This is a genomic window from Paenibacillus sp. J14 (assembly GCF_000518465.1).
In the GTDB taxonomy this organism is placed as follows: Bacteria; Bacillota; Bacilli; order Paenibacillales; family Paenibacillaceae; genus Fontibacillus; species Fontibacillus barengoltzii.
The window spans coordinates 1-26,895 of sequence record NZ_JADQ01000060.1 but is presented as its reverse complement, the minus strand read 5'-3'; the positions used below and the strand labels follow the sequence as shown (position 1 = coordinate 26,895).

The 26,895-nt window shown below is 50.3% G+C and carries 22 protein-coding genes and 2 pseudogenes; 1 reads left to right on the top strand and 23 read right to left on the bottom strand.

Features of this window, described 5'->3' with window-relative positions; all coding sequences use genetic code 11:
* Positions 1 to 540 precede the first annotated feature (540 nt).
* The 16 genes and pseudogenes from M891_RS0118830 to M891_RS0118750 all read right to left on the bottom strand — a co-directional run bounded on the left by M891_RS0118830 (position 541) and on the right by M891_RS0118750 (position 16,972).
* Positions 541 to 1,083 (bottom strand): histidine phosphatase family protein, encoded by a 543-nt coding sequence (locus M891_RS0118830; protein WP_028539902.1) that lies wholly within the window; start codon positions 1,081 to 1,083, stop codon positions 541 to 543.
* A 69-nt stretch (positions 1,084 to 1,152) separates the two neighbouring features.
* On the bottom strand, positions 1,153 to 1,659 hold the full coding sequence (locus M891_RS0118825; protein WP_028539901.1) for a GNAT family N-acetyltransferase: 507 nt from the start codon (positions 1,657 to 1,659) through the stop codon (positions 1,153 to 1,155).
* Positions 1,660 to 1,688: 29 nt separating this feature from the next.
* Positions 1,689 to 2,210 carry a GNAT family N-acetyltransferase gene (locus M891_RS0118820; RefSeq protein ID WP_028539900.1) on the bottom strand — a complete coding sequence of 174 codons (522 nt, stop codon included), beginning with the start codon at positions 2,208 to 2,210 and terminating at the stop codon, positions 1,689 to 1,691.
* The gene (locus M891_RS0118815; RefSeq protein ID WP_198032048.1) at positions 2,207 to 2,752 is read right to left on the bottom strand and encodes a GNAT family N-acetyltransferase; all 546 of its coding nucleotides are present in this window, start codon (positions 2,750 to 2,752) and stop codon (positions 2,207 to 2,209) included. Before M891_RS0118815 ends, M891_RS0118820 begins: the two co-directional genes overlap by 4 nt.
* Before the next feature lie 116 nt (positions 2,753 to 2,868).
* The gene (locus M891_RS0118810) at positions 2,869 to 3,195 is read right to left on the bottom strand and encodes a hypothetical protein (RefSeq protein ID WP_028539898.1); all 327 of its coding nucleotides are present in this window, start codon (positions 3,193 to 3,195) and stop codon (positions 2,869 to 2,871) included.
* Positions 3,196 to 3,467: 272 nt separating this feature from the next.
* Positions 3,468 to 4,316: pseudogene (locus M891_RS24165) on the bottom strand (NmrA family NAD(P)-binding protein).
* A gap of 171 nt (positions 4,317 to 4,487) precedes the next feature.
* On the bottom strand, positions 4,488 to 5,201 hold the full coding sequence (locus M891_RS0118800) for a TetR family transcriptional regulator (RefSeq protein ID WP_167669313.1): 714 nt from the start codon (positions 5,199 to 5,201) through the stop codon (positions 4,488 to 4,490).
* 80 nt (positions 5,202 to 5,281) lie between these two features.
* Positions 5,282 to 7,657 carry an RNA polymerase recycling motor HelD gene (gene helD, locus M891_RS0118790; protein ID WP_036701025.1) on the bottom strand — a complete coding sequence of 792 codons (2,376 nt, stop codon included), beginning with the start codon at positions 7,655 to 7,657 and terminating at the stop codon, positions 5,282 to 5,284.
* Between the two features lie 216 nt (positions 7,658 to 7,873).
* Positions 7,874 to 8,359 (bottom strand): nitroreductase family protein, encoded by a 486-nt coding sequence (locus tag M891_RS0118785; protein ID WP_028539895.1) that lies wholly within the window; start codon positions 8,357 to 8,359, stop codon positions 7,874 to 7,876.
* Positions 8,360 to 8,531: 172 nt separating this feature from the next.
* Positions 8,532 to 8,705, bottom strand: a complete 174-nt coding sequence (locus M891_RS25405) for a hypothetical protein (protein ID WP_016312609.1) — start codon at positions 8,703 to 8,705, stop codon at positions 8,532 to 8,534.
* A 94-nt stretch (positions 8,706 to 8,799) separates the two neighbouring features.
* The gene (locus tag M891_RS0118775) at positions 8,800 to 9,558 is read right to left on the bottom strand and encodes an SDR family oxidoreductase (protein ID WP_028539894.1); all 759 of its coding nucleotides are present in this window, start codon (positions 9,556 to 9,558) and stop codon (positions 8,800 to 8,802) included.
* 247 nt (positions 9,559 to 9,805) lie between these two features.
* Positions 9,806 to 10,855, bottom strand: a complete 1,050-nt coding sequence (locus M891_RS0118770) for a glycoside hydrolase family 88/105 protein (RefSeq protein WP_036701022.1) — start codon at positions 10,853 to 10,855, stop codon at positions 9,806 to 9,808.
* A gap of 25 nt (positions 10,856 to 10,880) precedes the next feature.
* A complete protein-coding gene (locus M891_RS0118765) occupies positions 10,881 to 12,521 on the bottom strand; it encodes an ABC transporter substrate-binding protein (protein WP_028539892.1) in 1,641 nt (546 codons plus the stop codon).
* 26 nt (positions 12,522 to 12,547) lie between these two features.
* Entirely contained in the window at positions 12,548 to 13,447 is a 900-nt protein-coding gene (locus M891_RS0118760) for a carbohydrate ABC transporter permease (protein WP_028539891.1), read from the bottom strand.
* 15 nt (positions 13,448 to 13,462) lie between these two features.
* Positions 13,463 to 14,425 (bottom strand): ABC transporter permease, encoded by a 963-nt coding sequence (locus M891_RS0118755; protein ID WP_028539890.1) that lies wholly within the window; start codon positions 14,423 to 14,425, stop codon positions 13,463 to 13,465.
* 267 nt (positions 14,426 to 14,692) lie between these two features.
* Complete coding sequence (locus M891_RS0118750) at positions 14,693 to 16,972, bottom strand: AraC family transcriptional regulator (protein WP_028539889.1); 2,280 nt, start codon at positions 16,970 to 16,972, stop codon at positions 14,693 to 14,695.
* Between the two features lie 434 nt (positions 16,973 to 17,406).
* On the opposite strand from M891_RS0118750, the gene M891_RS0118745 reads away from it, so the two are divergent.
* Positions 17,407 to 18,390, top strand: coding sequence for an aldo/keto reductase (locus M891_RS0118745; RefSeq protein WP_028539888.1), 984 nt, complete (start codon positions 17,407 to 17,409; stop codon positions 18,388 to 18,390).
* Positions 18,391 to 18,497: 107 nt separating this feature from the next.
* On the opposite strand, the gene M891_RS0118740 is transcribed toward M891_RS0118745, so the two are convergent.
* From M891_RS0118740 to M891_RS25900, 7 genes and pseudogenes are all read right to left on the bottom strand, one after another.
* Complete coding sequence (locus M891_RS0118740) at positions 18,498 to 20,087, bottom strand: response regulator (RefSeq protein ID WP_028539887.1); 1,590 nt, start codon at positions 20,085 to 20,087, stop codon at positions 18,498 to 18,500.
* Positions 20,059 to 21,981: a cache domain-containing sensor histidine kinase gene (locus M891_RS0118735; RefSeq protein ID WP_028539886.1), complete on the bottom strand. Its 1,923-nt coding sequence runs from the start codon at positions 21,979 to 21,981 to the stop codon at positions 20,059 to 20,061. Before M891_RS0118735 ends, M891_RS0118740 begins: the two co-directional genes overlap by 29 nt.
* A 70-nt stretch (positions 21,982 to 22,051) precedes the next feature.
* Entirely contained in the window at positions 22,052 to 23,749 is a 1,698-nt protein-coding gene (locus M891_RS0118730) for an extracellular solute-binding protein (protein WP_016312619.1), read from the bottom strand.
* A 119-nt stretch (positions 23,750 to 23,868) separates the two neighbouring features.
* Complete coding sequence (locus M891_RS0118725; protein WP_016312620.1) at positions 23,869 to 24,759, bottom strand: carbohydrate ABC transporter permease; 891 nt, start codon at positions 24,757 to 24,759, stop codon at positions 23,869 to 23,871.
* Between the two features lie 18 nt (positions 24,760 to 24,777).
* Positions 24,778 to 25,740: an ABC transporter permease gene (locus M891_RS0118720; protein WP_232228376.1), complete on the bottom strand. Its 963-nt coding sequence runs from the start codon at positions 25,738 to 25,740 to the stop codon at positions 24,778 to 24,780.
* A 201-nt stretch (positions 25,741 to 25,941) separates the two neighbouring features.
* A complete protein-coding gene (locus M891_RS0118715; RefSeq protein ID WP_028539885.1) occupies positions 25,942 to 26,571 on the bottom strand; it encodes a methyl-accepting chemotaxis protein in 630 nt (209 codons plus the stop codon).
* A gap of 145 nt (positions 26,572 to 26,716) precedes the next feature.
* Positions 26,717 to 26,895, bottom strand: a pseudogene (locus M891_RS25900) (transposase); the annotation flags it as partial.

Genomic DNA, 26,895 nt, shown 5'->3' with positions numbered 1-26,895 from the left:
TGATCGCGTACAGCTTGGTGCTGTTGATCAAGTTAGAGATGCAAACGGATCTAAGCTTATGGCAGATCTTGAAACGCATGCGCTTATATGCTGAGCGATCGTGGGAAGAGTTTCAACAAGCTGTGTTACGACCGCCGTCTCGGCCATCCAAAGGCCGGCGTAAGAAAGGGCGGCCAGGAAGGCCGAGAAAACATCCNTTGAAGCTCAAGAGCGTCAAGATGGTACTAGAGTAACCGAATGATTCATCTACTAATTTTTGGTAACATGACTACACTTCACGTCCTGTTACCCTTTTAGCACATTGGCGGAAAATAGAAATGGAAAATTTTAATCCAATAAGCTGATATAACCAATATTAACAATTAATTGAATACCATGTCACTTTAGATGCAAGGCTAGTGATAGATTTGGACCAAAACACTTGAAAACGTGCAAATATATATGAAATTTCATATACATTGCGACAAAACCACCGAAAATTCAAAAATGTACTCGATTTTTCGTGTACACCCTCTTACAAGTCTAATTAGAAATCCAAAACTACTTCCAAAGACGCGTTACCTCAATTGCCTTATCCCCGATGAACCCCAGCTCATACACATCCGGATTCGTCAGCCGGCTCCATGCCTCGAACCCAAATGAATCATCATAGTGTTTCAAAATTAAGGACATCAAATTCCCATGGGTGACGACAATTGCATTCTCCTCCGGCCGTTGAAGCAGGTCTTCAATCGCTGCGATTCCCCGGTTCATGGCTTCTCTTGAAGATTCTCCGCCAGGCAGCTTCATATCAAGTTCATCAAACGATCTTTTCAAGTGATCCATCCAATCCGGCAAATCGTGAACCGCCAAAATTCGCTCGCTAAGCCGATCATCCTGATGGATGGGCAACCCCAATCGTTCTGCTAACGGTTGAATTGTGGAGATGGCTCGAAGATAAGGGCTGGAGACAATACAATTGATCGGTCGGTCAAGCAAAACATCGGCCAACAACTCCGCTTGCTTGCGTCCCTCTGCGGTGAGTTCCGCCGAAGGCTCCTGCCCATGCGCTTTGCAATGCCTGATCAGGTAAATTCGTTTCATTTTCATGCCCTCCCCGGTTCATGGACAACATCCTCTCTTATGCAAACTAGAATGGACCGATTACACATGTTAAGCTTCAGGCACGCGATAGACTTTGCTGTAGATCAACGCTCTGCACACCAGGAACTCTTCCTCCGTCAGCGGCTTCGGGTAACTCATCATTTTCAGGGGAAGTTCGGCTCTACCGGGCCGCAGCGGTGGTTGGACATAGTTGAAATCGTTGAGATGGAATCCCAGCCGTTCGTAAAACCGAATCCGTCGGCAGGCCACGTGATTTTCCGGAAGTTCCACTTCTAATACGGTCAGTTTGGCAGAGGTCTTCAGACATTTTTCGACCAACCTTTTCCCAATCCCCCCTCCTCTCACAGCAGGATCTACCGCGAGATGCTCAATAAATTGAAAGGCCGGAAAATCCCAAACCGCCAAAAAAGCGACAACCCGTCCCTTCTCATCCGATTCGGTGATCAGCCGATATTCTGGATGCCGCAACAACTCCATTTGTCCAGATTTGGTTCGATATTCAATCTCCGGAAAGGATGCGGACATGATCTCAAATACACGTTCAAAATCGTTCATTACTGCGAATGACACTTCCTTCTTGTTGCTCATTTTTCAAAAAAGGCTTCCGGATATAGGAGTTCCCCCTGAATGGATAAAGTTGCTCCCTCCTTCAGTTCCATGGCCATAAACACTTCATCCGGCACTTCAAACTGCTTGAGTTCGAAGCCCAATGACCTTGCAGGCTTGAACCCGAACCGAGGATAATATTCAGGATGTCCGATTAAGAAGACCACTCCGTAACCAAGTTCTTGGGTTCGTTGTAAACCCTCCTGAATTAACTGTGTTCCAATCCCTTGCTTCTGAAAGGAAGGACTCACCGCCAGGGGAGCGAGAACAACTACCTCATGGCTTACTTGCTCCTTACCAACTGCCTCCGCTTTGCTAAAAAGAGCATGTCCAACGATCTGCCCCTCATGTTCCGCAACTAACGACAAGGAGGGGATATATTGAGGGGAGTTTCGGATGCGGTCGACTAGCTTGGACTCATCCTCCCGCTCCCCGAAAGCCTGAAAGTGAAGTGCAAATAAAGCTCGGGCATCTCTTGGTTCTTCCGCTCTAATGATCATTGACCTGGATTCCACTCCTCTTTTATCAGTCCGTAAATTACTTTATCCCTATAATGGTCGATAAACCATTCCGCTTGACGCAAGATTCCTTCCTGAGTAAATCCCAGTCTTTCCGGGATTTTTCGGCTTCTTAAATTCTCGGGATGAACTCGGATCTCAATGCGATGGAGTTCCAACTCTTCGAAGATATAATTTATGACTTCGCGGCACGATCGGCTGATGATTCCTTGCCCTTCATATTCCTGTGCGAGGTAATACCCAATTTCAGCTATTTGATCGTTCCGGTGGATCTGTACTAACCCAATAGCTCCGATTAAATGGTGCTCCAGCCAGATCCCGCTCCAACCTCCATTTCCCGCAGCCTGCTTCTGAAGCGTTCTGATTATGAACGCACTGGCATCGTTAACGGTATGGGTGCGATGAGGGAATTCAAGCCACTTGCCAAAATGAACCCGATTCTCTTGAATAAGCCTAAACAAATCATCGGTATGGCTAAGCTCAAATCGTTCAATGCGCAGCTTTCCATCTATATTTATCCGCACGCATATCCCCCCCATATTTATCAATCATCCAAGTTATATTTTACCTTCATTCTTTGATGCAAACGATGAGAAGGATCCGCCTGGATCGAATCTTTCATGGCTGTCCACCACGAATTCTAAAATATCCCTTCCGTTATCTTCGGGTACACCACAGTCCATATCCCCGCGACGATGAGCAAGATGAACAAGATTTGGGGAACCCTTTCCTTTAACCCACGAACCGTTTGGTACAAACAAAGCAGCAACAAAGGGAGCGAAATCAAGGAAGTGGTGTGCAATCGCCCTCCAATTTCCACTTCTTTCGTCCAGCTGCCAATTCCAAGGTCGTCCAGAAAACGATCCAACAAGGAATATCCTTGACTGTGATTGCTTGCTAAAATCAATACTACGAAGTATCCCGTCATCCATAACCAGCCTTTGTACGACTGAAGATCACGCTTCATTCCGCAGCCCCTTCCTCTCACATGATAAGGTTCTTCGGCTATCCTGGAAGTTTTGACTTCCATAATTATACAACATTCAGAAGACGGTAATAGCAACAAATCCGATAATTAGCAGCCTTCTATCTCATTATCCTCCAAAAAGATAAAGCAGATCTCAGTTGAGATCTGCTATCTGCTCTTTTGCCCAATGTAATTAATCCTAATCAAATATCGATTTTCGTTGCCATACTGGTACCCGGAGTCGCAAGAATGAACGAGTTCCTCAGGTGGCTTTACACCCATTGACTTAACGTTTCTTCCAAGGTGATTTTCCCAGAAATAAGCTCTGTACCTTCATACTTAAAATCAATCCATCCCGAATTGAAACCTTCCAGCATAGCAATCCTGCCATGGATGCGGTCCTCGGGCGCTCCTTGAGCTATAAATGCTTCAGCCCATTCATTGTGCGGAAGAGCCACTGCGTTAACCTCACGCTTCAGCAGTTTCGAAAATGCAGAGGCAATATCGTCCGGGGAATAAGGCTCTGGCCCTTGCAGTTCAAGGTAGCGGACACCTTCCCAACTTTGTTGCAACGTCTTCGCCGCAATCTCTCCAATATCCGCAGTGGCGATCATTGGAATTTTTCGATCAAGCGGCTGAAGAAAACTTACTACCTTCCCATCGTTTCTAGCAGATTCGATATCCCATTTGGAATTGTCCTGGAACCAAGCAGCGCGCAGGAAGGCTGATGGAATCGGCAGATCAGCCAAACCACGTTCCAGAATATTCAGAGATTCAATAATCCCAAGCCCGTTCGGGAGATGTGTCCCGATGGAAGACAATGCTATATACTTCGGCACATTTGCCCCAACAAGCGCTTTGGCGACCGCTGCTACGGTCTCTCTCGTTTCCGAAAAGCCCTCTGATGGATAAAATACCGCCGGGTTCATCACAAATACAGCCTCAGCTCCTGTAAAGGCCGCTTATGCCTCGGCCGAGCCATAATCGGCAAACACCGGTTCAGCTCCGTATTCTCGCCAAACCTTCGCTTTCTCTTCATTCCGAACCACAACCCTCACTTTATTACCTTCTGCCAGCAAAGCCTTTGCGGTAGCTCCGCCTACTTGACCTGTCGCTCCCATGATGACGTACACATGTATCTCCTCCTTATGACGAATGTGGTTATTCTAGCACATAGATTTACAAGTTACAATATACAAAATATTATTTTTGTAACTTGATCCGCAAAAAAAGACCTCCTTTCTGCGCACGAAAGGAGGTTGCAATGTTTAGATTATAGTTTCATCTTAGATCTACTTGACAGCTGATGGATCAGTAAACAAGCCGACGGAAATCAAACGCCAAACAGCTTCAAAACGGCTGTCCCAATCGGAAAGTTCCCATTCTGCAGCGTGGGCAACATGATGGAAAGCCGCCGTAGCAGTAAACACAGCGTTTGCAGCAGCTCGCGCATCCTGCTTGGCAATCGTCCCTTCCTGTATGCCATCTTCAATAATTGCGGTCAATTGGTCTAACAAATGATCGCGATGCACCCGAATGGCTTCAGGTGCTTCCTCGACGAGCATCGAGTACATTTCAAACAATTCAGGATCCTGGCTAGCGCGGTTTCTTTTAAATTTGCGCAATGTATCCAGCCAGCGGTACAGCCTCTCACTGGCAGGTGATGCCTCACTGGCAACTGCCTGCAGCGGAGGAAGTGAGCGCTCTAGCCAACGTTCAACCACAGCCTCCTTCAGGGCAGCTTTATTGCTGTATAGACGGTATAATGCGGCGTGCGTGACATCAAGCGCCCGGGCGATGTCAGACATATTCGTCTTCGCCGGACCATACTTGCGCAGCACGGTCTCCGTTGTATCGAGAACCAATTCTTTGGACAACACTTCATCAGCCAATGGACAAGCACCTCTAACTATGATCGTGATGATAATAGTTACATTATAACCGAATTCACACTTATCTGACGATGAAAAAGAAAACCCCGCCATTCGCAGGGTCATACTTTTCATATGCATCTAAGACTCCGTCATCAGCTTCGCCTTGATCTCCGGGATGGGCATCGAGCCTATTTCTCCTGGCTTCTCCCGCTTTACTGCTCAACCACTACAAGCCCCTGATTAATCGCCGGCTCCATGAACGGACTTGGAGCACCTACGCTAAACAGCTGCAAATGATGCATCGCCCGGGTGCATGCCGTATAAAACAACCGCCGCACGTTTTCCTCTCCATAAGCGCTTGCCGAAGCATCGTAAAGGATCACCGCATCAAACTCGATGCCTTTGGCCAAATAGGCGGGGATGACCACCACCCCTTGCTTGTATTCGGCCGAATCACGGGTAACCAGCTTGAGATCAGTGATTCGTTCTCCTCTTAAAGCCTCATAGGCGGCTGCACTCTCCGCTGCCGACCGGCAGATGATGGCGATCGTCGCCGCCCCCTGTTCTTTCCATTCAGCGACTCTGGCTTCAATCCGCCGATGTAACTCCTCATAATCAACCGTCTGCGTCAGCACTGGCAGTTCACCGTTCCGCTCAAACGGTTCGATCTGTTCACCGCCGGGGATCAGACTCCGCGTAAACTCGACGATTGGCCGGGTCGACCGATAGCTTCGCAGCAACTGGATCGTCTCCGTTTGCTCGGGTCCATACAAACGCAGCAACCCTTGGAAATCCGCCGTTTCGGCTGCGTGCGCAAATATCACCTGATGAAAATCGCCGAGTACCGTCAGCTTTGCGGCCGGAAACAGCCTTTTAATAAACTCAAATTGAAGCGGGGAGTAATCCTGCGCCTCATCAATCAAGACATGACGGATGGATATGTTCGCCTGGAATCCAAGAATCAGTTCATGCAGCAGCAGAAACGGCGTCGCATCCTCATAAAACAACTTGCCCTTATCAAGGCTCTGAATCGTAATCCGGCAAATCTCTGGCCAATCGTTTCGAACCTCCGGCGCCTCCGTCTCCAACCAAGCACCGGAATGCGTTGGATTTTCAAACAGCTGCTTATACACCCCGGTCAGATCGATAAAACGCAATTCTCGGATCTGTTCCCGGATGGGCTTCAGCTTTCTGCGCACGACGATGCGGGCAAGCTCCCTCTCCAACCGTTCGCCTTCGATCTCCTCGTCGGAATCCTCAGTTAAGCCGTATTTTTTCCGAATCCGCTCGTAGGCTCGTTCGTATTGCTCGTTGCTGAGCATCTCAATCGCGTCCCGCACCCAGGGCTTGCGGCGCTCCTGCTTCTCAATCTCGTTGATTCGTTCATTCAGCCATGTCGTCAGCCGTTCAATCCGCCCGGACATACGCAGAGACTCTTCTCCCCCGTAAAACTGCTCTGCCATCATTTCCGCCGACACCAATGTCTCCCCGCGGAATTGGATCGGTTGGAACCGCATGCCGCCTTGTTCCAAGGACGACCGATAAGCTTGAATCGCCTCGAAGAAAGACGCTGACGCCTTCAACTGAATTGCAGCCAGACGCGCTTGGTAGTCTGGATCCTTCTTCGCCGTTAGCACATATTCCAGCTGTCCATAAGCATCCTCCACCTCGAACATCCCGCTGAGTCGGTGATCCAGGTATTCCTGGAACGTCACCTGCTGCATATTTTCCTCCCCAAGCTCGGGAAGGACACCAGATACATAAGTCTGGAACATGGCATTCGGCGAAAATAACACGATCTGATCAGCTGTCATCCGATCGCGGTATTTGTACAGCAAATAGGCGATCCGCTGCAACGCCGCGGACGTTTTCCCGCTGCCCGCAGCGCCTTGCACGATCAGCAACCGGCCTTGATCATGCCGGATGATCCGGTTCTGCTCCTGTTGGATCGTAGCCACGATGCTGCGCATCTGCGTATTAGCTGTATGTCCGAGCACCTGCTGCAGCACTTCGTCCCCAATCGTCAGCGAGGTATCAAACATCGATTCGATCCGTCCACGGCGAATGAGGTACTGCCACTTCCGCTTCAGCTCCCCGTGAATCGTCCCGCCGGGCGTATCGTACTGAGCTGGACCCGGCCCGTAATCGTAATACACGCTCGAGATTGGGGCCCGCCAATCGTAGATGAGAAACTTCTCGCCGCTCGGATCCATCAAGGAGGAGACGCCAATATAGACCCGTTCGGCCTCCGGCTCCCCTTCCTCCAAAAAATCGATCCGTCCAAAATACGGATTCTCCTGCATTCGAAGCAGTGCCGCCCGGCGTTTCGAGGCTTGACGATGACTGCTTTGGCTTAATGACAATACTTCGGCCTGCTGGCGCAAGCTGATTACCGTTTCCAGAAAATCGTCGAAATTATCCACGTTCACCGTGACATCTTCCCAGAAATGCTTGCGGAACTCGACGACCTCCTGTCTGCGGCGTGAGGTATCCTCCTCCAGTTCGCCGATGCTCTCTGCGAGGACTTCCATAACACGGTCCAACCGTTCCTGCTCTCGCTCCAGCTCCTGGTGAAGCTCCTTCTCCATAACCAGCACTCCTTTTTGCAAAAATAGGGGTTGACGCAGCGCCTTTTTTTCTGTACAATAAAATTAGGGAAGATATAAAATTGTACACAAAATCTGTGCGCATGCTATACCAATATAGCACGCCTTTTTGCGTTTTTCAATATGGTAAAATGCCCAAAGCCGCCTCTCTCCAATTGGAGCAAAGGCAACTTTGGGCATTTTCACATCGAATCTGAATTACGGCAGCGTTTTGATTTTTTCCGCAATCGGTGTTCTTGGCTTGGCCTCTGGAATTTCGGCCGGATACCCGATTCCAAATACGCCAATCACCTCGTACCCTTCGGCGACACCCAGCACTTCCCGATTTTGCGCCGAGCTTCCGACGGACGACCAGAATGTACCGACGCCTGCTTCATGGGCAGCCAACATCAAGTTTTGAGCGAAACAAGCGGCAGCCATCACATTTTCATCCCGTTCGAGTGGAGTAGCTCCAGGCTTGGACAACAATGCGATCACAACGGGAGCTCCCCAGAAATCGCTCTTGTGCTTCAGCTTTGCTCGCGTCTCAGGTCCAACGCGCAGCAGCTCCCACGGTTCATTAAAGCGATGGTTTGGCGCGTAGCTTGCCGCTTCCAGCCAACTCATGAGCGCTGACTCGTCAATCGGGTCGGGTTTGAATGCTTTTATATTTCTCCGGCTTTTGATCAAATCGATCGTAGACATTGGGGATGTACCTCCTTAAGTAGCGAACAAATGGAATAAATGACCTCTAACTCTCCCTCTTGTTTTTATACGTAACCAGAGTAAAAGTCAAGCGCGTCCCCTCCTCGTCTCCAAAACAAAAGACAGCCCCGATCAAATCAGGGCTGCCTTGGGTTCTGAACCTTTGACATTCCTAGTACAAACGTTCCTCACCGGTGACCGGATTTTTAAACGCCGATTGAATATCACTTTGGGTCAACTCATCGGCAAATTCCGTATCCTCGGCGCGTTTTGCGGGGGTTGCCCGCTTCTTGTCCGGGGTTTGCTCCCTCGCTGCTTTGGACGTATCTTTCGATGGATTCGCCATCACCTATGCACACTCCTTCTGCCTTTCATGTAATGCCTTATGTGCGATAGGGTGCGGCCGAATGCCCTTTTTTATTCCTATGTAATCGAATGGCTTAGTACGCTGTCCATCCAGCATCCGCCGTAACCGTCGTACCATTAAGGAAGCTCGAATCATCCGAAGCGAGAAACAGAGCGACTTTAGCAATTTCCTCAGGTTGGCCCGTGCCTGGATTTACGCCCATACCGACTTGTGCCCGCTCCATGCCAAACGGATTGATCGCTGTAAGGGTTGAAGCAATGTTTGTTTCTACCGCTCCCGGCGCGATTGCATTACAACGGATTCCCTGCGTAGCGTATTGGAATCCGACGTTCTTCGTTAGACCGATAACCGCATGCTTAGATGCCGTATATGCTGCACCGGCGCGGGAACCAAACAGCCCGCCGACCGAGGCTACATTTACGATAACCCCCGATTTTTTCTCTGTAAAAATCGGCAGCACCTTGCGGATCGTCCGCATCGGCCCTGTCGTGTTCACGGCAAAGACTTTGTCCCAAAGCTCATCCGTCAGGTCACCGGCTGGCACAAAGTTATCCATGATTCCCGCATTATTAATCAGGATATCCACCGTACCATATTGGCTGACCGTCCCGTCGATCAATCCTTGGACGTCTTCTTCCTTCGCGACATTCGCCACAAGGGCAATCGCTTCGCCGCCTTTCGCTTTAATCCCGTCCACAACTTCCTGGGCCTTGTCCAGGTTCAAGTCCGAAACCACAACCTTAGCTCCCTCGGCGGCAAATAGCTCCGCGATCGCTTTGCCCATCCCTGATGCTGCACCTGTGACGACCGCAACTTTTCCATCCAGCTTCATTCGTCATGCACCTCATTCATAGAATTGTTGGACCTATCCAAGATCACGCCGCGAATAGTATGTACGTAATGCCATCAAGTATGCGACAGTTGTTGTTGCTCCCTCGCCTAGGCGCGACTTTGAATATTTAATTTTATGATATTTCAAATTTTAGCGCTTTCACAAGATGGAGAATCTGACAATCGTGTGAAAAAAAAGAGCCAGTGATCTCACCGCTCTTCGTGTGATCACTGACTCAAGTTCGAGATTAGAGGTCCGCCTGCAAGCCGTCGTCTTCGAGAACAGCCGCCAGCAACGCCAGCGTCAGCCCTTGCCCCCAGCCCTGGGCCCACTTCTTGTCGATGCCCAGATATCCTTCGATGTCCTTCATCACGGCGGTACCGCCGGATACGTTGAGCACCCGCCCCCGATCGGTGACGTTCTGGAGCACGCCATCTAACGCTTTCTGCACATATTTGGCATGAAGTGGATTGCCCTGAATGACCATCGCCGCCGCGATCCCCGCTGTCGCGGACACTTCACCATAAGCAGACGGGTAATCCAGCACCGTGCCCCACAATCCGTCCTCCTGCTGTAATGTTTTCAACGCCGCCAGCTGATCGCGCAAGGAACTCCAGATATGCATCATCGGCGGATACAGGTAAGCTTCCGGCAAAATCTTCGCCGCACGGGACATCGTGTACGCCGCCCAAGCATTGGCGCGCCCCCAGAAAATCCCGGACATATGATCTTGACCGATATGATTGTACCCATGATACCAGAGGCCGGTGTCTTCGTCCTGCAAGTAATTAATGTGCCAGTAGAACTGGTGCAGCGCATCCTCAATGAGCGGCTTCTCGTCTAGCATGATACCGGTGCGCAGCATAAAGTAGGCCGCCATAAACAACGTATCCGCCCAGCACTGCTCCGGAAAATCATTGCCCGCAGATACCGTATGCTGAAGCACCCGATCCCCAAAACGGGGAGCTTGGTTCTGCAGATAGTCGATTTTGCTCAGGATCAGATCAAGATATTTCTGCTCCTTCGTCTGTTCATATAATGTCAGCAGCATATGCCCCATCGCACAGGAGTTTACGGTCCACACCGGAAGCCCGGCGTCGATGTACTCGTCGCACCACTCCGCCATCCTCTCCACATAAGCCTGCTCCCCTGTTGCTTCAAAGGCCCGGCTGATCCCGTAATAAGCCACGCCGCACGGCCAATCCCAGGTCAGGTCCATCCCGAAGGTGTACTCTACGATGCTCCCGGCAATTTGCTTCAACTCGGAAGGGGCTGCCTTCAGTTTCAATCTTTCCATCTCCCTTCGTGTGAACGGCTAACTCTTACTTGTAATTCCCGGCATCAATCGCCGCTTGCTTCTCGTCCAAAATCTCCTGGTATCCGGCATCAAGGTACGTTTTCTTCGCCGCCTCATAGGTGGCATCGAACTCACTCTCCGGCGCGATCGCGATCTTGACATACAGCTCCTGGAACAACGAATTCAGATCCGCTTTATATTCATTTACTTTCTCAAGCACCACGCTAAACAAAGCGTCCGGTGTACGGTACTCCGCATATTTGTCGTAATAAGCTAACGAATCCTTCGCCAAATCTTCATGCCCTGGAGGCGACATGCTGCGGAGATATGCTTCGCGCATTTTTACCGGATCATCGTATTTCACCGTTTCAACCACAAGGCACCAATAGTCTTTGTTGTTATTTTGCGAGAGGACAGAATCCCCTTTAAAATCCGGATTTTTCACCGCGATGCCATCGGCATCCAGCGTGTAGTTTTGACCCTCCACGCCGTTTTGCAGGAAGAACAGGTTCTCCGGCTGGCTCATCCATTCCAGATACATCCATACCGCTGCGCGTTCCATATCCGAGGACTCATAATTAATGCCCATGATCATCCCAAACGGCCAGTATGCGCGTCCCTGCGGCTTGCGTCCCTCCGGCACCCCGGCTTGCGGGTCCAGTACCGCGAACTCGGCGTCCGGATTATTTTTCAAGGTTGAAGTGATCACGTCGGTGTTGCTGGAAAGATAGAAGCTGAAGGTACCGGTTTTTCCTGCCACAAATTCAGCTTTGGCTTTGTTCTCATCATCGCGCAGATAAAATTCTTTATCAATTAAGCCGTTATTGTACTGGTAGTTCAGGTTGCGCAGGTATCGCTCCGTATCCGCAGTGGTCAGATCCGCAACGCCCAAGTCGGAGTAAAGGGCGCGGTACTTCTTGTCAATCGGCCAATCGCGGAACGCGTAGTTAAACGTGTAGTTGTTCTTTTTCAACGTTTCGCCGCCGACGCCAAGGCCTGCATCTCGCCATTTGCCCAGCAGCTCATTATATTTTTCGAGAGAAGTCAGATCTTCGACCTTCATCCCCACCTTCTCAACCCAATCCTTACGGATCAGCGTCGTGAAGCTGTCCAAGCTGGGGCGCTCGCCGAAGAAGAACACGTTTTTCTTATCGACTACCCCGTACTTTTGAATGGTGTCCCCCATCGTTTTCCAATACGTAGGCGCATAATGCGCGATTTCGTTCCAATCCAGCTCCTGCATCACGCCTTCCCCGTAGTAGGCCAAAGCCTGAGGCATATCATAATGGAAAATAATATCCGGCGCCTTATGCGAAGCCAGCAGCTGCTCATAATCCGTTACCTCGTTACTGCGGGTGATCGGAATAAATTTCACGTCAACGTTGTACTTATCGCCGAATTCTTGTTGAATCCAACGCGTGTAGTAGTTGTCGGTCACGTTCCAGCCTTCGAAAGCCCTTTCATAAACAGGAAGCTCAAGCGTGACCCTCTCAGGAAAACCAGCCGAATAATCGGGATATTTGCCATCGGTGTTCGTGTTGGAGGAAGGAGACGGCTCCGTGGTGTTGTTGTCCGAATTGGCGCTCTTGCTGCTGCCTCCCATACAGCCTGACAATAAACCAACGATCATCACCAAACTTAAGATCCAAGTGAACCTTTTACCCATATCAATTCCCCCTAATGAATAGATGGCTACTCCTTAACCGCCCCGAGCATGACCCCCTGGACGAAATACTTCTGGATGAATGGATACACGAACAAGATCGGCAGGGTAGCGAATACAACACACGAGGCTTTGAGTACCTCGGGATTGCTTAACGATACTTGCGTCGCTTCCAGTTGGAAGCTTTCGCTCGCCTGAATGACCAGGTAATACAATTTGAGCTGCAATGGCCGTAAATCCACCCGTTGTTTAATGTAAAAGAGAGCGTCTTGATAAGCGTTCCAGCGACCAACCGCGTAAAACAGCGACAACGTAGCCAGGATCGGCTTGGAGAGCGGGAGCACGATGCTCCACAGGATGCGGAAATGCCCCGCACCGTCGATCCGCGCCGATTCCTCCAGACTGACCGGAATGCTGCTGGAGATCGCCGTCTTCATGATCAGCAGGTTAAAGGCGCTGAACGCCTGCGGCAGAATGAGCGCTGACCACGTATCCAGCATGCCGAGATTGCTAATCAGCATGTATTCGGGAATGATCCCGCCGCTGAAGTACAAGGTGAACATAAAGAGGAAGGTCAACGTCGTGCGGCCCTTCAGCTGCTTACGGGATAAGGGATAAGCTGCACAAACCGTAATGATCATGCCAAGCAGGGTAAACAGCACCGTCACCACCACCGACACATACAAGGAGCGCAGGATGCTGGCGTCAGCAAAAATTTTACGGTACGCCTCCAAGGTAAACCCTTCGGGCCATAAGAACACCTTGTTCGCGATGACATACGCGTCATCGCTTAATGATTTGGCGACGACGTGGAGAAACGGCAGCAGGCATACGAGCGAGGCGAGAACGATCGTGATATGGATGAGGACATCCCAGATATCATAGCGTTTGCTGCGACGCAGCGGGAGCGTGTTTGCGGATGCTTTCATGGTTCGCCTCCTTTCTTAGAGCAACCCGTCTTCGCCAAGCTTCTTGGCGACCCGATCGGCCATCAGCACGAGCGCGAGTCCAATGACAGACTGGAACAGCCCCAGTGCAGTGGCGCGGCTGAAGTTCCCGCTCTCAATCCCCCAGCGGTACACCAATACCGGGATCGTCGTCGTGAACTCTGTTGTCGCTTTATTTTGCAAGGCAAAGATTCGTTCAAAAGATCCTTCCATGACCCGGCCCAAATTCATGATGAGCAGCGTGACGATCGTTGGGCGAATCGAAGGCAGCGTCACATTCCATACTTTCCGCCACCTTCCGGCACCGTCCACGGTCGCTGCCTCATACAGCTCGGGGTTGATGCCGCTCATCGAGGCCAGGTAGATGATCGTTCCCCAGCCCATGCTTTGCCAGACACCGATCGCCAGATAACTGACCAGCCAGTTGTAATCTTCTTGCAGGAAGGGAATGCGTGTCCCGCCCATCATCGCAATGAGATTATTAATGACGCCGTTGCTTTCGCTCAGAAGTTGATAAGCGATGGCGCCGATAATAATCCAGGACAGGAAATGCGGCAGATAGAGCAACGTCTGATTCATCCGTTTGAACTTCACGTTCTTAATTTCATTGAGCAGGATGGCAAGAAGCACGGGAATCGTGAAGCTAAAAACCAGGTCCAGCGTATTCAGCAATAACGTATTACGGACGGCGCGACCGAAGTCGTGTTTTCCGAAGATCTCGGCAAACACTTCAAAGCCCACCCATTCGCTGCCCCAGAACCCCCGGGCGATTTTATAGTCTTTAAAGGCAAGCACAAGCCCGGACATCGGTGCGTATTTGAACAGCAATACAAAGGACAACGGAATCAGTAGCAGCACATAAAGCTCCCAGTCCCGCCGAAGATAAAATGCGGCCCCCCGACCTAACGAAGGGTCCAGCTTTGGCTTGGACTTCACATTTGAAGCGCTTACAAATTTCATAACATTCACCTCCTCGTACATTCTGGCCTGGCTCGTTTCGAACTCGGTTCCATCTCATCTTGCGGTTTAGCGATGGTGAGTTTGTGTCAAATCATACCGCCCCGCCCGGCCGCCGTAAATCATGAGTTTTGATACTAAGCTTCATTTTTGATTCTAAAGCCTGCAAATCGCTTGTTTCCTGCAGCAAAAAGATCAAATTTGATAGGTTGTAGCAAAAATGGAGCTATATGCCTCGGCTCTCTCCGAAGCAATACAGCTCCACCGTATCTATCCCGAGCTCCGCAGCTTGCTTGCCTTGTAACCGCTCGGCGGCATCCCTTCATATTTCCGGAAAAACCGGTTAAAGCTCTGGACGTTCCCATACCCCACCTCTGCCGCAATCTGCTTCACCGTCATCCCGGATTCCAGCAGCAGCTCCTTCGCTTTCTCGATGCGCCGCAGGTTAAGGTAATCGATCAGGCTGGTCCCCGTCGTCTCGTAAACGATCTTTCGCATATAGGAATAACTGATGCCAATCTCTTTGGCCATCTCCTCAAATACGATTTCTTCGCAATAATGCGAATCCAAGTAACGAAGAATGCGTTCCCCATACCCCGCATCGCTCTCTGGCTTGCGGGCCAGGTACTGGAGAATATCGCGGTAGAACTCGCGCATATACGCATCCAACTCCTCCAACGTGTCCATCGACGCGATGGAGGAATAGATGTTTCCCCGCCCGGCAAAAATCCGCGTTGGGTTGATTTGATATTCCCGAAGCTGCTTAATCGTAACCCCAACTAACTGATGATAGATGAACATGATGTTGTCGTAGGAAATTGACGGAGATCCTTGAATTTCCTGACGAATCGCCGTTAATTCCTCCAGCAGCCGCTCAAGCTCACCCGCAGTCAAGTAATTAAGGATCCGTCTCTCGCTGTCCACGGGATACAGATAATGCTTGCCGCGCCCGCGTTCATCCTCCTCGCTCCAGAAGGAGATCCCGCCGCCGCCGTTCACCATGCGCTGCTTGATAACCTCCATCGCCTCCGCCGCGTGGTCCTGTAGTTCGGAGCAGCTCTCTGTCCGGCTGCTGACGCCAACGGTCACGGTATGCCCCAGCAATTTTCCGGCATACTGACGAAGCGTCCCCAGCGCTTCCTTAATGCCTTCGTATCCGCAATCGGCTTCCCCTTCTCCGAAATTGACCACCACGGCGAAGCATCCCTCACCTTGATAAACACACCTCGCCGATATCCCAGGCGGAAACACGTTTTCGCTATGGGTGACGATCAAATACCGGTGATAGCTGCGGGTTTCTGGGTTCGTCGCGTCCACATAGCTTCGATACCGATCAATCGAGAGGACCGCCACGAGGTAATTCGCTTCGGGGAAGATCTCTTCTACGGACTGCACCTCTTCCCCGCGCAACAAACGATGAACCGTCAAACTGCGGGCATCCTGCTCCCGTTCCTGCAGCAGTTTATACAGTTGCTCCTCTTCCTCTTGCATCCGCTGGAAGACCGAGTTGAGGAAGGCCAGTTCATTTTTGTCCGACACCCCTCGACTGCCGCGGGATCTTACGGTCCTCACCAACTCCCGCAACGGTTTGGATAACCAGGTTGCAAGGAACACCGTCAACACCGAGCCGGCAAAAATTACGACGGCCGTCAACCAAACGATATTATGCTGCAGCTTATTCGTCTTGGTCATGAGCGCGTCCATGGAATAGACGTTTACATTCCACCAGTCAAACAGCTTGGAATAAGACCACGTATATAACAGGCGCTCCCCATACAGTTCGTGGAAGGCGTACCCTTTCTCCGCTTTGCTCTCTAGAATGCTCTGAAGATATGGTTGATCGCGCCCCTCGGTAAGCAGCAGCGACTTGTCGTTATGCGACAGGATCGTCCCGTCCGCATTTAACAGCACATAGCCTTGCTCCTCAGGTTCCGTCGACTGTAAATACGTGCCGATCTGACTTTCCCGCAAGTTGACTACGATCGTGCCACGGGTGGTTGTGGACAAGCGGCTGAGCGGCAAGACATAAGATATAACGGTCTCCCCGGTGGCCAGTCGGCGCGGGTACCATACGCCGCTAATCCCCCGGCGTCCGGCCAACGCTTCATCCAGCCAGCCCAACGATTCATAGCGATCCAGCATAGTGATGCCCTTGTCAGTTGAGACCACATAATCTGCATCGCTTAAGTAGAAATAAGAGGAATATACCCCGTTCACCCGATGATTCAAATTCACCAGCTCCCGGAGCACGACCAGAGCTTGGCTGACATGTTGATAATTCCCCTGTAACTCAGCATACGTTTCGAACGAACGAATGCGGTCAAACACCCGGTTCGCGGTCAGCCGCACCGTATCTTGCGCCAGATTGTTTAAAGCCGTTTCGGTTAGTCTTCGGTTCGCATCCAGCCCCGCCAGGGAAGATTCGGCAATCGCCTTTTCTGAATACCGCAAAATTTGCGTTCCGCTGTACAACGTCAGAATAATCGCAGGAACCGCCATGACGCAGAACAGGATGATTCCTAACTGAAGCATCATCGGAATCCGTTTCATCTTCCCCTTCATCCCCTCCGAAATGGTCTTATCCGCAGCAGACTTCTGGGTCAACTAAAATAAAGCGTTTTCAATCCACACTTGGATAAATTATACATCATCGGTGCTCTTAGGGCTATTCCCACGTCTCCTGGCCCTATAGCCGAACCATCTTCGCGCCCTCTCTTTCATGGCTTTTTTTGATATTTCACGTTACTCTCCCCACCCCAATCCCAGATTCGAGTTACAAAATATTATTTTTGTATATTGAAATGTGTAATAGGCCGTGCTATGATTGTTTCACCGAAAGGGAGGTAAGCTATATGTGCTAGTATGGGTGTAACGGAACAGGTCGGCGGCAAATGGATCCGAGCTTGTCACCGGCACGACGAACACTCGAAGACGTATAGCGAAGCCAGCTAATTCGAATTTAAGGGAGAAAGGCGGTAGCGAAAATGAAGAAGAGAATATTGGGCAAGGGGCTTGAGGTGTCGGCGATCGGACTCGGCTGCATGGGTATGTCCGACTTCTACAGCGGACGCGATGAAGAAGAATCGATCCGCACCATCTACCGCGCACTGGAGCTCGGCGTCACTTTCTTTGATACAGCCGATATGTACGGCGTGGGGAAGAACGAGGAATTGCTCGGCAAAGCGCTCAAAGGCCATCGCGATGAAGTCGTCATCGCCACCAAATTCGGCAATGTACGCGGTCCGGAGGGGCAGTTTCTCGGCATCAGCGGGAAGCCCGATTATGTTCGATCCGCCTGCGAAGCGAGCCTTCGTCGGCTTGGCGTCGATCACATCGACCTCTATTACCAGCATCGGGTCGATCCCAATACACCGATTGAAGAAACCGTCGGCGCCATGGCCGAGCTCGTGAAGGAGGGCAAGGTACGCTTTATCGGCCTGTCCGAGGCCGGACCGTCCACCATCCGCCGCGCGCACGCCGTGCATCCGATAACTGCGCTGCAAACTGAATATTCGCTGTGGAGCCGCGATGTGGAGGATGAGATTCTGCCGGTCTGCCGCGAGCTCGGCATCGGCTTTGTCCCTTACAGCCCGCTCGGGAGGGGATTTCTGACCGGTCAGATCCGGAAGTACGAGGACCTCGCAGAGGACGATTTCCGCCGCAATTCGCCGCGCTTCCAGGGCGAGAACTTCAAGCGAAATCTCGATCTGGTCGAGAAGATCAAGGAAATCGCTGCTGAGAAAAACTGCGAGCCGTCCCAACTGGCGCTCGCTTGGCTGTTAGCCCAGGGAGAGGATATCGTGCCGATTCCGGGAACGAAGCGCAGACGCTATCTCGAGGAAAATGTCGGCGCGCTTGACGTCAAGCTGACAAAGGTGGATTTGGCGCGGATCGATGAGGTCGCTCCCAAGGGAGCTGCCTCCGGCCCTCGCTACCCGGAGGAAGCAATGAAACAGTTGAGCCTGTAGTCCGGGCCGGACTGCCAAGCAAGCGTCTGACCCCATCATCGGCGAAACGAAAGGGAGAGGAAAGCACGGGCTTATCCGCGCGTTCCTCTCCCTTTATCTATGAACGGTTATTTCTGCCGCCCGTTACCGGCCACCAACTTATCGCGGTATTCCTGCGGTGACACTCCCTCCAGCTCTTTGAAGACGCGGGAGAAATGACGGGTATTCTCGAACCCCACCGCATTGCTGATCTCCGACAGCTTGCTGGAGCCGCCTTCGAGCAGCTCTTTCGCTTTGCGGATCCGGACTTTTTTCAAATAGGTGACAAAATTTTCCCCGGTATACGCCTTAAACGCCTCACTAAAATAGGAGTAGTTCAACGAGACATGATTGCTGACGATTGCCATATTTAATGGACGGTGGTAATGACTCTCGATATACGCCACGGCTTCTTTCATATCGCCATGCTCGCTGTGGGCGGATCGAATTTCCTTGATATAGGCGTCAAGATCGAATAGCAGCTGTTCCAGTGATCGGAAATAATCATGAAAATGACAGAAACTCGACATATCCCCGACTTTGCGATAGAGCTTCAGCACATCTACGGATGCTTCTCCATACACCCGGAACACTTCATCCAACACCTGCTCGTTCATATGCCGGCTGACTGATTCCAGATACGTAATATCTAATTCAGGCAGCTGATCGACCCGGAAAATCTCATGCAACAGCGGCCCAATTTCCTTCTCTCGATTCGTCCCCAGGATATTTCCCAGCTTGCGAATGGCCTCCCTTGGTACGGGGAAAACCAAGCGATTCGAATTCATTTCTTCGTGCCAGATTAACCGGGCTTTCGGATAGATGAACGTGTATTTCAGCGCTTCACAGGCCTGACGGTAACATCGCGGCAGGTCCGTAAGACTGCTCCCCTCCTGGCTGACACCAATCAGCATCCCGTCAAGTTCCCGTTCTGCCGCCAATAGGGACAAATCCTCAAACTTGCTTCTAGGGCCGCCAACCAGAATCATTCGTCCATCGCGATCCAGCAAGGTAGCGCTGAGAATCCCATCCACGCTTTCAAACATATGCTCAGCAAGCGACTTTAGATCTTCTTTCTTCATGCGACTGCCATCTAAATTTTTGTAAGTCAGGGCCGCAACCGAGAATGGTAAAGCATACTGGTCGAAACCGATTTCGGAACTCCAGATGCCAATATCCTCTTCGCTCAAATCCGTTTGCAGCAAGAGCTCCTGCAAGCGTACCGATTGAACCTGCAGTCGATAGCTTTCCGTCACGGCTAACTGCTCAGCCATTTGCGAACGCTTCGCGATGTTCTCCTCGCACTTGCGCAGCGCGGCAAACAGCTCATCCCGGCGAATCGGCTTGAGCAAATAATCCACCGCCTGATACCGGATCGCAGCTTTGGCGTACCGAAAATCTTCGTATCCACTCAGAATCAGAATCTGTGGTCGACCGTTTTGAATGGCGGGCTGCGGTCCTTCCGATACTTGTTCGATGAGTGCAATGCCATCCATGACGGGCATGCGGATATCTGTAATGATCACATCAGCGCCTTGGGCCTGATACAGCTCGAGGGCTTCAGCCCCCTGAGCTGCCATCGAGATCTCGAATTGTTCCGGGAACTCCCGTTCAATCATCGTTTTTAGCCCAATACGGATATTCTTCTCGTCATCCACGATCAATAGTTTGAATCTCATCTGTGCCAACCCTCCCTGTTAACAGCACCTTCGGCATTATCATCACTACCTCTGTGTACTGTCCTTGATCGCTGAAAACCTTGAGGCCGTATTGTTTACCATAATATAAGCGAATGCGCTCCTGAACATTGCGAAGGCCAATTCCGTATTGATTTGGCGGCTTCGGCGCAAAATTCCCCGGAGCTTTATCCGTAAGGCCGACCTTATCCAGTTCCAGGTTCAATTCGGCCAGCGAATTCTCGTCGACCCCTCTTCCGTTATCCTTGACGACAATTCGAATGTCACTTTGCGGCAATTGCTGCACCTGAATCGAGATGTTCCGCGGCCCCGTCTCATCCCCTTCCCAAGCGTGCTTCACCGCATTTTCGACGATCGGTTGAAGCGACATTTTGAGCATCTCCATATCCAGGAGATCCTGCGGAATATCCAGCCGCAGGTCGATGGGTTCATCAAACCGGATATTCATCACATCGATATAATTTTCGATATGGCGAAGCTCATCGCGCAGCTTGACGTACTCCCCGGACCATTTGAAATTGTATCGCATCATGCCTCCGAGAGAAGTCAGCGCATCAGAAATTTGTCTTTGATTTTCGATCTCCGCCAGCATTTTAATGTTCTCTAACGTATTATACAAAAAATGGGCATCAATCTGATTGTGAAGCGTTCGGAGCTCCGCTTCTTTCGTAAGCGCTTCTTTGTAAACTGCTTGAGCCACCAGCGTATTAATGGTGTTCATTAGTTTGGAGAAATGATGCGCCAACTCGCCAACCTCGCCGCCGCCACGGATCGTAATGCCGCTGTATGCCTCACCGCGTCGTACTTTCTTCATCTCTTCCGTCAGCACACGGAGATTCTTCAGGATAAACGCATTAAGAATATAAGCAATGACCGTAACCAACGTAATAAAGCCGATATTGGCACCGATCAATATATTCCGCATATGTGAAATTTCTTTAAACACACCATCCATCGAAACGACATTCACCAAGTCCGCATTGATTCGTTCGATGGGCTTGTGCAGCAGCAGAAATGATTTTCCGTTCTCTTTATAGTCATTATTCCATTCGCCTGTTTCTTTGAAGTGCATCAGACGCTCCCGGATCGCCTGCTCCAGTCCTGGATTCGCTTGGAGATAAGAATCGCGTGCACGGGTAAAGATCTGGGCTTTGCTGTCCATCAGCACCATTTGCGAGTCACTGTTCGGAACCGCCGCATAAGTCCTTGGACTAAACTTCTCGAGCAGCATATCAACCTGAACCATTCCAACATGATGATTCGCTGGAATGCTCATTTCCCGCAGCAAAGACACTTTGGGCGTTGGAGCGGGGGTCTGCCCTTGATAGCGTTCCATGATGTCTGGATCATTGTGTAAGAACGACCAGGACTCCATGCCTTTTAATTCCTTCGCTTCTTGATACCACGGCTCTTCCGCCACCCGGCTCTCCCGGAAAAAAATCGGCCAAATTTCGGTCACGTTGCTGCTAGAGAACAGGCGCAAATGCTCCACATTCGGGTTGTAATATTGAATGCGTGTTAGGCTTTTGAAGCTGTGGTTACTGAAATTTACCAGTTCTTCGGTGCCGGGTTCGGTCGTATTCGCAAGATAATCTCGAACTTCGATATCATCATAGGCGACCTGCACCGCCCGTACCATCGATTCAATCTGTGTCTCAATATGCTGGATTTCCATCTCCAGCAGCGAGTTGTTCTTGTCCTCGGCATCACGGATATACATATTGTTAATCAAACCATAGGAATAATAGGACACCAGCGCACTGGGGCCCAGGATGATAAAGATATACGAAGCAAGCAGGCGGCTCTGAAGCGAGCGGCGCCCAAACCAATATTTAAATGACTCCCACCAAGCTGTCCAAGGTTTGCTTCTTCCCATATGCCGAGCGACTCCTTTGAATAAAAGCCCAAAAGCCCGCGGAATGCGGGCATTTTTTGGGCATTAACGATTATTCTTTGCCAAGTTTCTTCTTGTTCTCTTCATACTTAGTTTGCTGGAACGCCTGGACTTTGGCAAGCCCCAGATCTTCTTGCTTCTTGATGTAATCCGCCCAGATCTTATCAAACTCAGCTTCGGACGATGCCATCAAGAGCTTCGGCAACGTTTTGCCGCGCAGATCCTTGATCTTGCCGAGGATGATGCCTTCTTCCGAGTTGGCCAGCGGGTCAAGCAGGTCGAACTCGGAGACGCTTACCGTTTTACCACGAGTCCAGTCTTCCAATTGTTTGTACGGTTCTACCGATTCAGGCTGCCATTGCTGAATGATGTTCGTATCTTGCATCATCCAGAATGTGAAGGAGGAACCATATTGCTTATCGAAAGCGGAACGATCCTTATTCATGAGATCAAATACTTCTGGTTTAAATTGATCTTTCCCGTCAATCGTATCGTAGCTGACGCCTTTTTCACCCAGATACAGGTCTTTCTGTCCTTCTTCACTCATCAGGTACGTCAGGAATTTGATCGCGCGAGCCTTATCCTTCACGTCCTTGGAGATCAGGGTTACTGTCCAGCCGGAGATCGAAGGACCGTTTAACGTAGGCGGATCCAGTTTCGAGTTAGCCGGACCGTCCACGGCGATGTAAATCTTGTTTGGATCTTGTTGATACAAGGTACCTTGTTGAGCTGCAAAGTCGGTGCGTTGGTACAGCATTGCGAAGTAACGGCCTTGCGCGATTTTTTCTTCCATTTGAGCGCGTTTGTCGATGAAGATGTCCTTCGCCAACAAGCCTTCTTCGTTCGCTTTACGCAGCGTTTTCAACCAAGTAATATATTCCGGATCCGTTTCACGGTTGTACAGCTTGCCGTCTTTCTCTCTCGGAATTGCCAGGAAGTTCTGCAGATAGCCTTCCAAGGAGTCGTTACCGGTAGCCGTAAATTCATGCAATCCCAGCGGAATCAGCGGCTGCCCGTTCACTTCAGGGAACTTCTCTTGAGCGGCTTTCAGAGCAGCAACGAAGCCTTCCGGAGTCCGCATGTCTGGGCTGCCGATCGCTTCATAAATATCTTTACGTACGACGAACGTTTGGTTGGATACGTACTTGTCGCCGTATTTCTCATAGTCTTTCGGAGACGAGGAAGAGTTCGGATAACCGTATACGTTCCCGTCTTGTTGCGTATACCACCCCAATTTATCTGGATCAGCGACCTTGAAGAAGTACGGATCGTATTGTTCCGCCAATTTGTTCAGCGGCTCCACCAGTCCGCCTTCGATCATTTTCTTCACACCGTCTTCCCACCAGCCCAGCGTAATGAAGTCAGGCAGCTTGCCGGAAGCGATCAGCGTATTCAGCTTCTCGTTCTCATTCCCGGCAGGGACGATGAAGTTGATGTTCACGCCGGTTTTCTTCGTGACATATTGGGAGGTTGGATCAACGCCCCATTTATTCGGGAACCAAGCAAAGTTCAGGTACCAATCGAAGGTGATGGGGGACGTATCGGATTTCCATCCCGGCTCGTCTGCCGATGGTGTTGCAGCCGGATCGGCGCTGTCCTGCGTGCCGGTATTGCTGTTGGTGTTCGCAGCAGCATTGTTAGCGCTTTCTTTGCTGCTATTGCCATTGCCTCCGCAAGCAGCCAGGGACAGGACCATGATGGCCGCCATCAGCAGCATCATCACTTTTTTGGACTTGCTTTTCATGCCCATGCTTTTTTACCCCTTTTCTCGTTTGATGTAATTCCATTTATGTGCAACTCCAGAGCCGTCGTAATGCGGCTCGGAGGAGTTACCAACTGTGATAGAGCGAGTTTACCAGAGACTTACACTTAACCTTTGATCGAGCCGATCATCATCCCTTTAACGAAGTAGCGTTGCAGGAACGGATAAGCAAATACGATTGGCAAGGTGGTCACGACCATGGTTGCCAGCTTGATCGATTGGGATGTGACCGTTTTGGTTATCGCACTCCCCTGTACCGCTGTCGTCATGATATTGGAGCTGGACTGTGCCACAACCCGGTACAGGAACGTCTGAATTGGCTGCAGGTTCTCGTTGTTGACATAAATGATCCCCGTAAAATAGTCATTCCACTGATACACCCCATGGAACAAAGCGATGGTGGCGAGAACGGGCAGCGATACCGGCAGCACGACCCGCAGGAAGACGGTCCAATCGCTTGCTCCATCGATTCGAGCTGCTTCCTCCAGACCATCGGGAATGTCCCGGAAGAAGGTCATGAAGATAATCAGATCGAAGAAACTGAACAACACGGGAATAATATAAACGATAAATTTATCGAGCATATGCAAATCGCGAATGAGGAGGAAGGTTGGAATCAGCCCTCCTGAGAAGATCATCGTGATCGTTCCCATAAAAATATAGAACTTTCCTGCGATGAGGTCTCTGCGAGAGAACGCGTACGCGACCATCGCCGTAAAGAAGACGTGTGCGACCACCCCAATGACGGTCTTGGCTACGGTGAGCCCCATCGCTGTCATGATGCCGGGATTTTCAAAGACCGCTTCAAAATTCTCAAAGCTGAACTTCCGCGGCCACCAGTAGATACCGCCAAGCATCGCATCCTTCCCGTCGTTAAAAGCGTTCACCAACACATACCAGATCGGATACAAGGTAACAAAACAAACGACGAGCATCACTAAATTGTTAACTGTATCGAATACGACATCGCCTTTTGTTCTGCGGCGTAATGAAAACATAAGCAGGTCCCCCTTGGCCTAAAACAACGAAGTGTCGTTGAGTTTTTTGGTAACTTGGTTCGCAATCAGCAGCAGAGCTAGTGCAATCACAGATTTGAACAAGTTGATTGCTGTTGAATACGAATAACGGCCCGAGGATATCCCCGTGTAGTAGACATAGTAGTCAATGACGTTACTTGCACTATCATTCAGTGAGTTACGTAACACCAGGATTTGATCAAAGTTGGAGTTCAGCACACCGCTGACTGCCAGAATGAACAAAATACTGATCGTCGCTTTGATGGCTGGAAGCGTCACATACCACATTTGCTGAAAACGCCCAGCTCCGTCAATCGTTGCCGCTTCGTACATCTCGGGCGAAATGCTTGTAATGGCCGCCAAATAGATGATTGCGGACCATCCCAGCTCCTTCCAGACATCCGAGGTGATGACGATCGTCCAGAAGTACTTCGGCTCCGCCAAGAAGGAGATCGGCTTATCGATAATATGCAAAGCCATAAAGATCTCGTTGATGATCCCTACATCCGACAACCAAGTTGCCAGGATCCCGCCAAGTACGACCCAAGACAGGAAGTGGGGCAGGTAGGAGATCGTTTGGATCGCCTTCTTGTACCGGAGCGAGCGAACCTCGTTCAGGAACAAGGCGAAGATAATGGGCAACGGAAAAGTGAGCAGCTTCAGGAAACTGATCCCCAGCGTATTTTTGATCACATAGCCGAAATTTTCATCGGACAGAAACTCTTTGAAATGTTCCAAACCAACCCATGGTGCTTCTGCAATCGTTCGGATAATGTCGTAATCCTTAAAAGCAATAATGACACCGTACATTGGAATATAGTTGAAAATAATCATCCAAGCGATGCCAAGCAAAGCCATAATTTGAATATGTCTTTGCGAGTAAAGTTTCTTCAGCCATTTTCGCCTTGATGAAGGCGGCGTCTCTATCTCTTGCATGGCTGCGGGTTGCGTCGACGGCTTCATATCCATCTCCTCTGACCTCCAAGCTGTTCAAGTCTAGTAATGTAAGCACTTTCACCTATCTGTAACTATTGTACTTGGGATCGAGTCGTAGGGATATGCTCCAGATTTCGTCTCGGTGTATTCGTTTTTCGGCTGACCCGAAAAAAAAGCCCGTACCGTTAGGTACGAGCTTAGGTCTACATATCCAAGTTAGATTACCGCTTAATATTTGCCAAATTCATTATCGCTTAAATCGATTTTCGTGATCTGTTCAGCCTCGGTGATCGAATGATTCCCGGAATGAGATCTTGATTTCTTGGCAGACATTTTCTCAAATAGTTGGAGTAGATCAGGACTGATATCATCCATGGATTGATAGGAACCCGCATGCACTTTCTTTAAGTTGAAGCGGTTCACTTGCTCCTTTAACAAATCTGCCTGGCTGGACAGCTCTTCACTAGTGGCGGCTCCTTCTTCCAAAGACGCCGAGCTGGTCTGTACGACCTGGGATACTTGCATGATGCCCTGATTGATTTGATTGATTCCAATCGCCTGTTCATTCGATGCCGAAGCAATATCGCCGATAATAGTTGCAACTTTGGCAATGTCATCAACAATCTGTTGCAGCGCGTTGGCCGTTTCTTTCGCAATCACGGTTCCGCCTTCTGCTTTCTTGATGGAGCCCTCAATCAGTTCCGTTGTCTCCTTAGCGGCATTGGCAGAACGTGCAGCCAGATTCCGGACTTCTTCGGCGACAACCGCGAAACCTTTACCATGTTGTCCTGCTCTTGCCGCTTCCACCGCTGCATTTAGTGCCAAAATATTAGTTTGGAACGCAATTTCGTCAATCACTTTAATGATTTTGAGTGTTTTGCATAATTCCGTTTCAGAGAAGAAGCGATAGCATATTCACTGTCGTTAAGGGGTAATTTTCGAAAATGGTATTATATGGATGAAGAAAAGGGCAGACTTGCAGAATTTTAGAACAGCTCGTTTTTTAAGCGGCAGCCCGTTTTGAATGATGAGAAACGGCGAGCGCAGATGCAAGCAGAACAATGGCATTCAAATACTGGTGAGTTGTGACTTTCTGAATGCCCCGGACATGTGCGGCGTCTGCCGTCAAATAGGTTTTCAATCGGGAGTTGCAGCGTTCTACGCTGGTTCGTTCATTGTAAA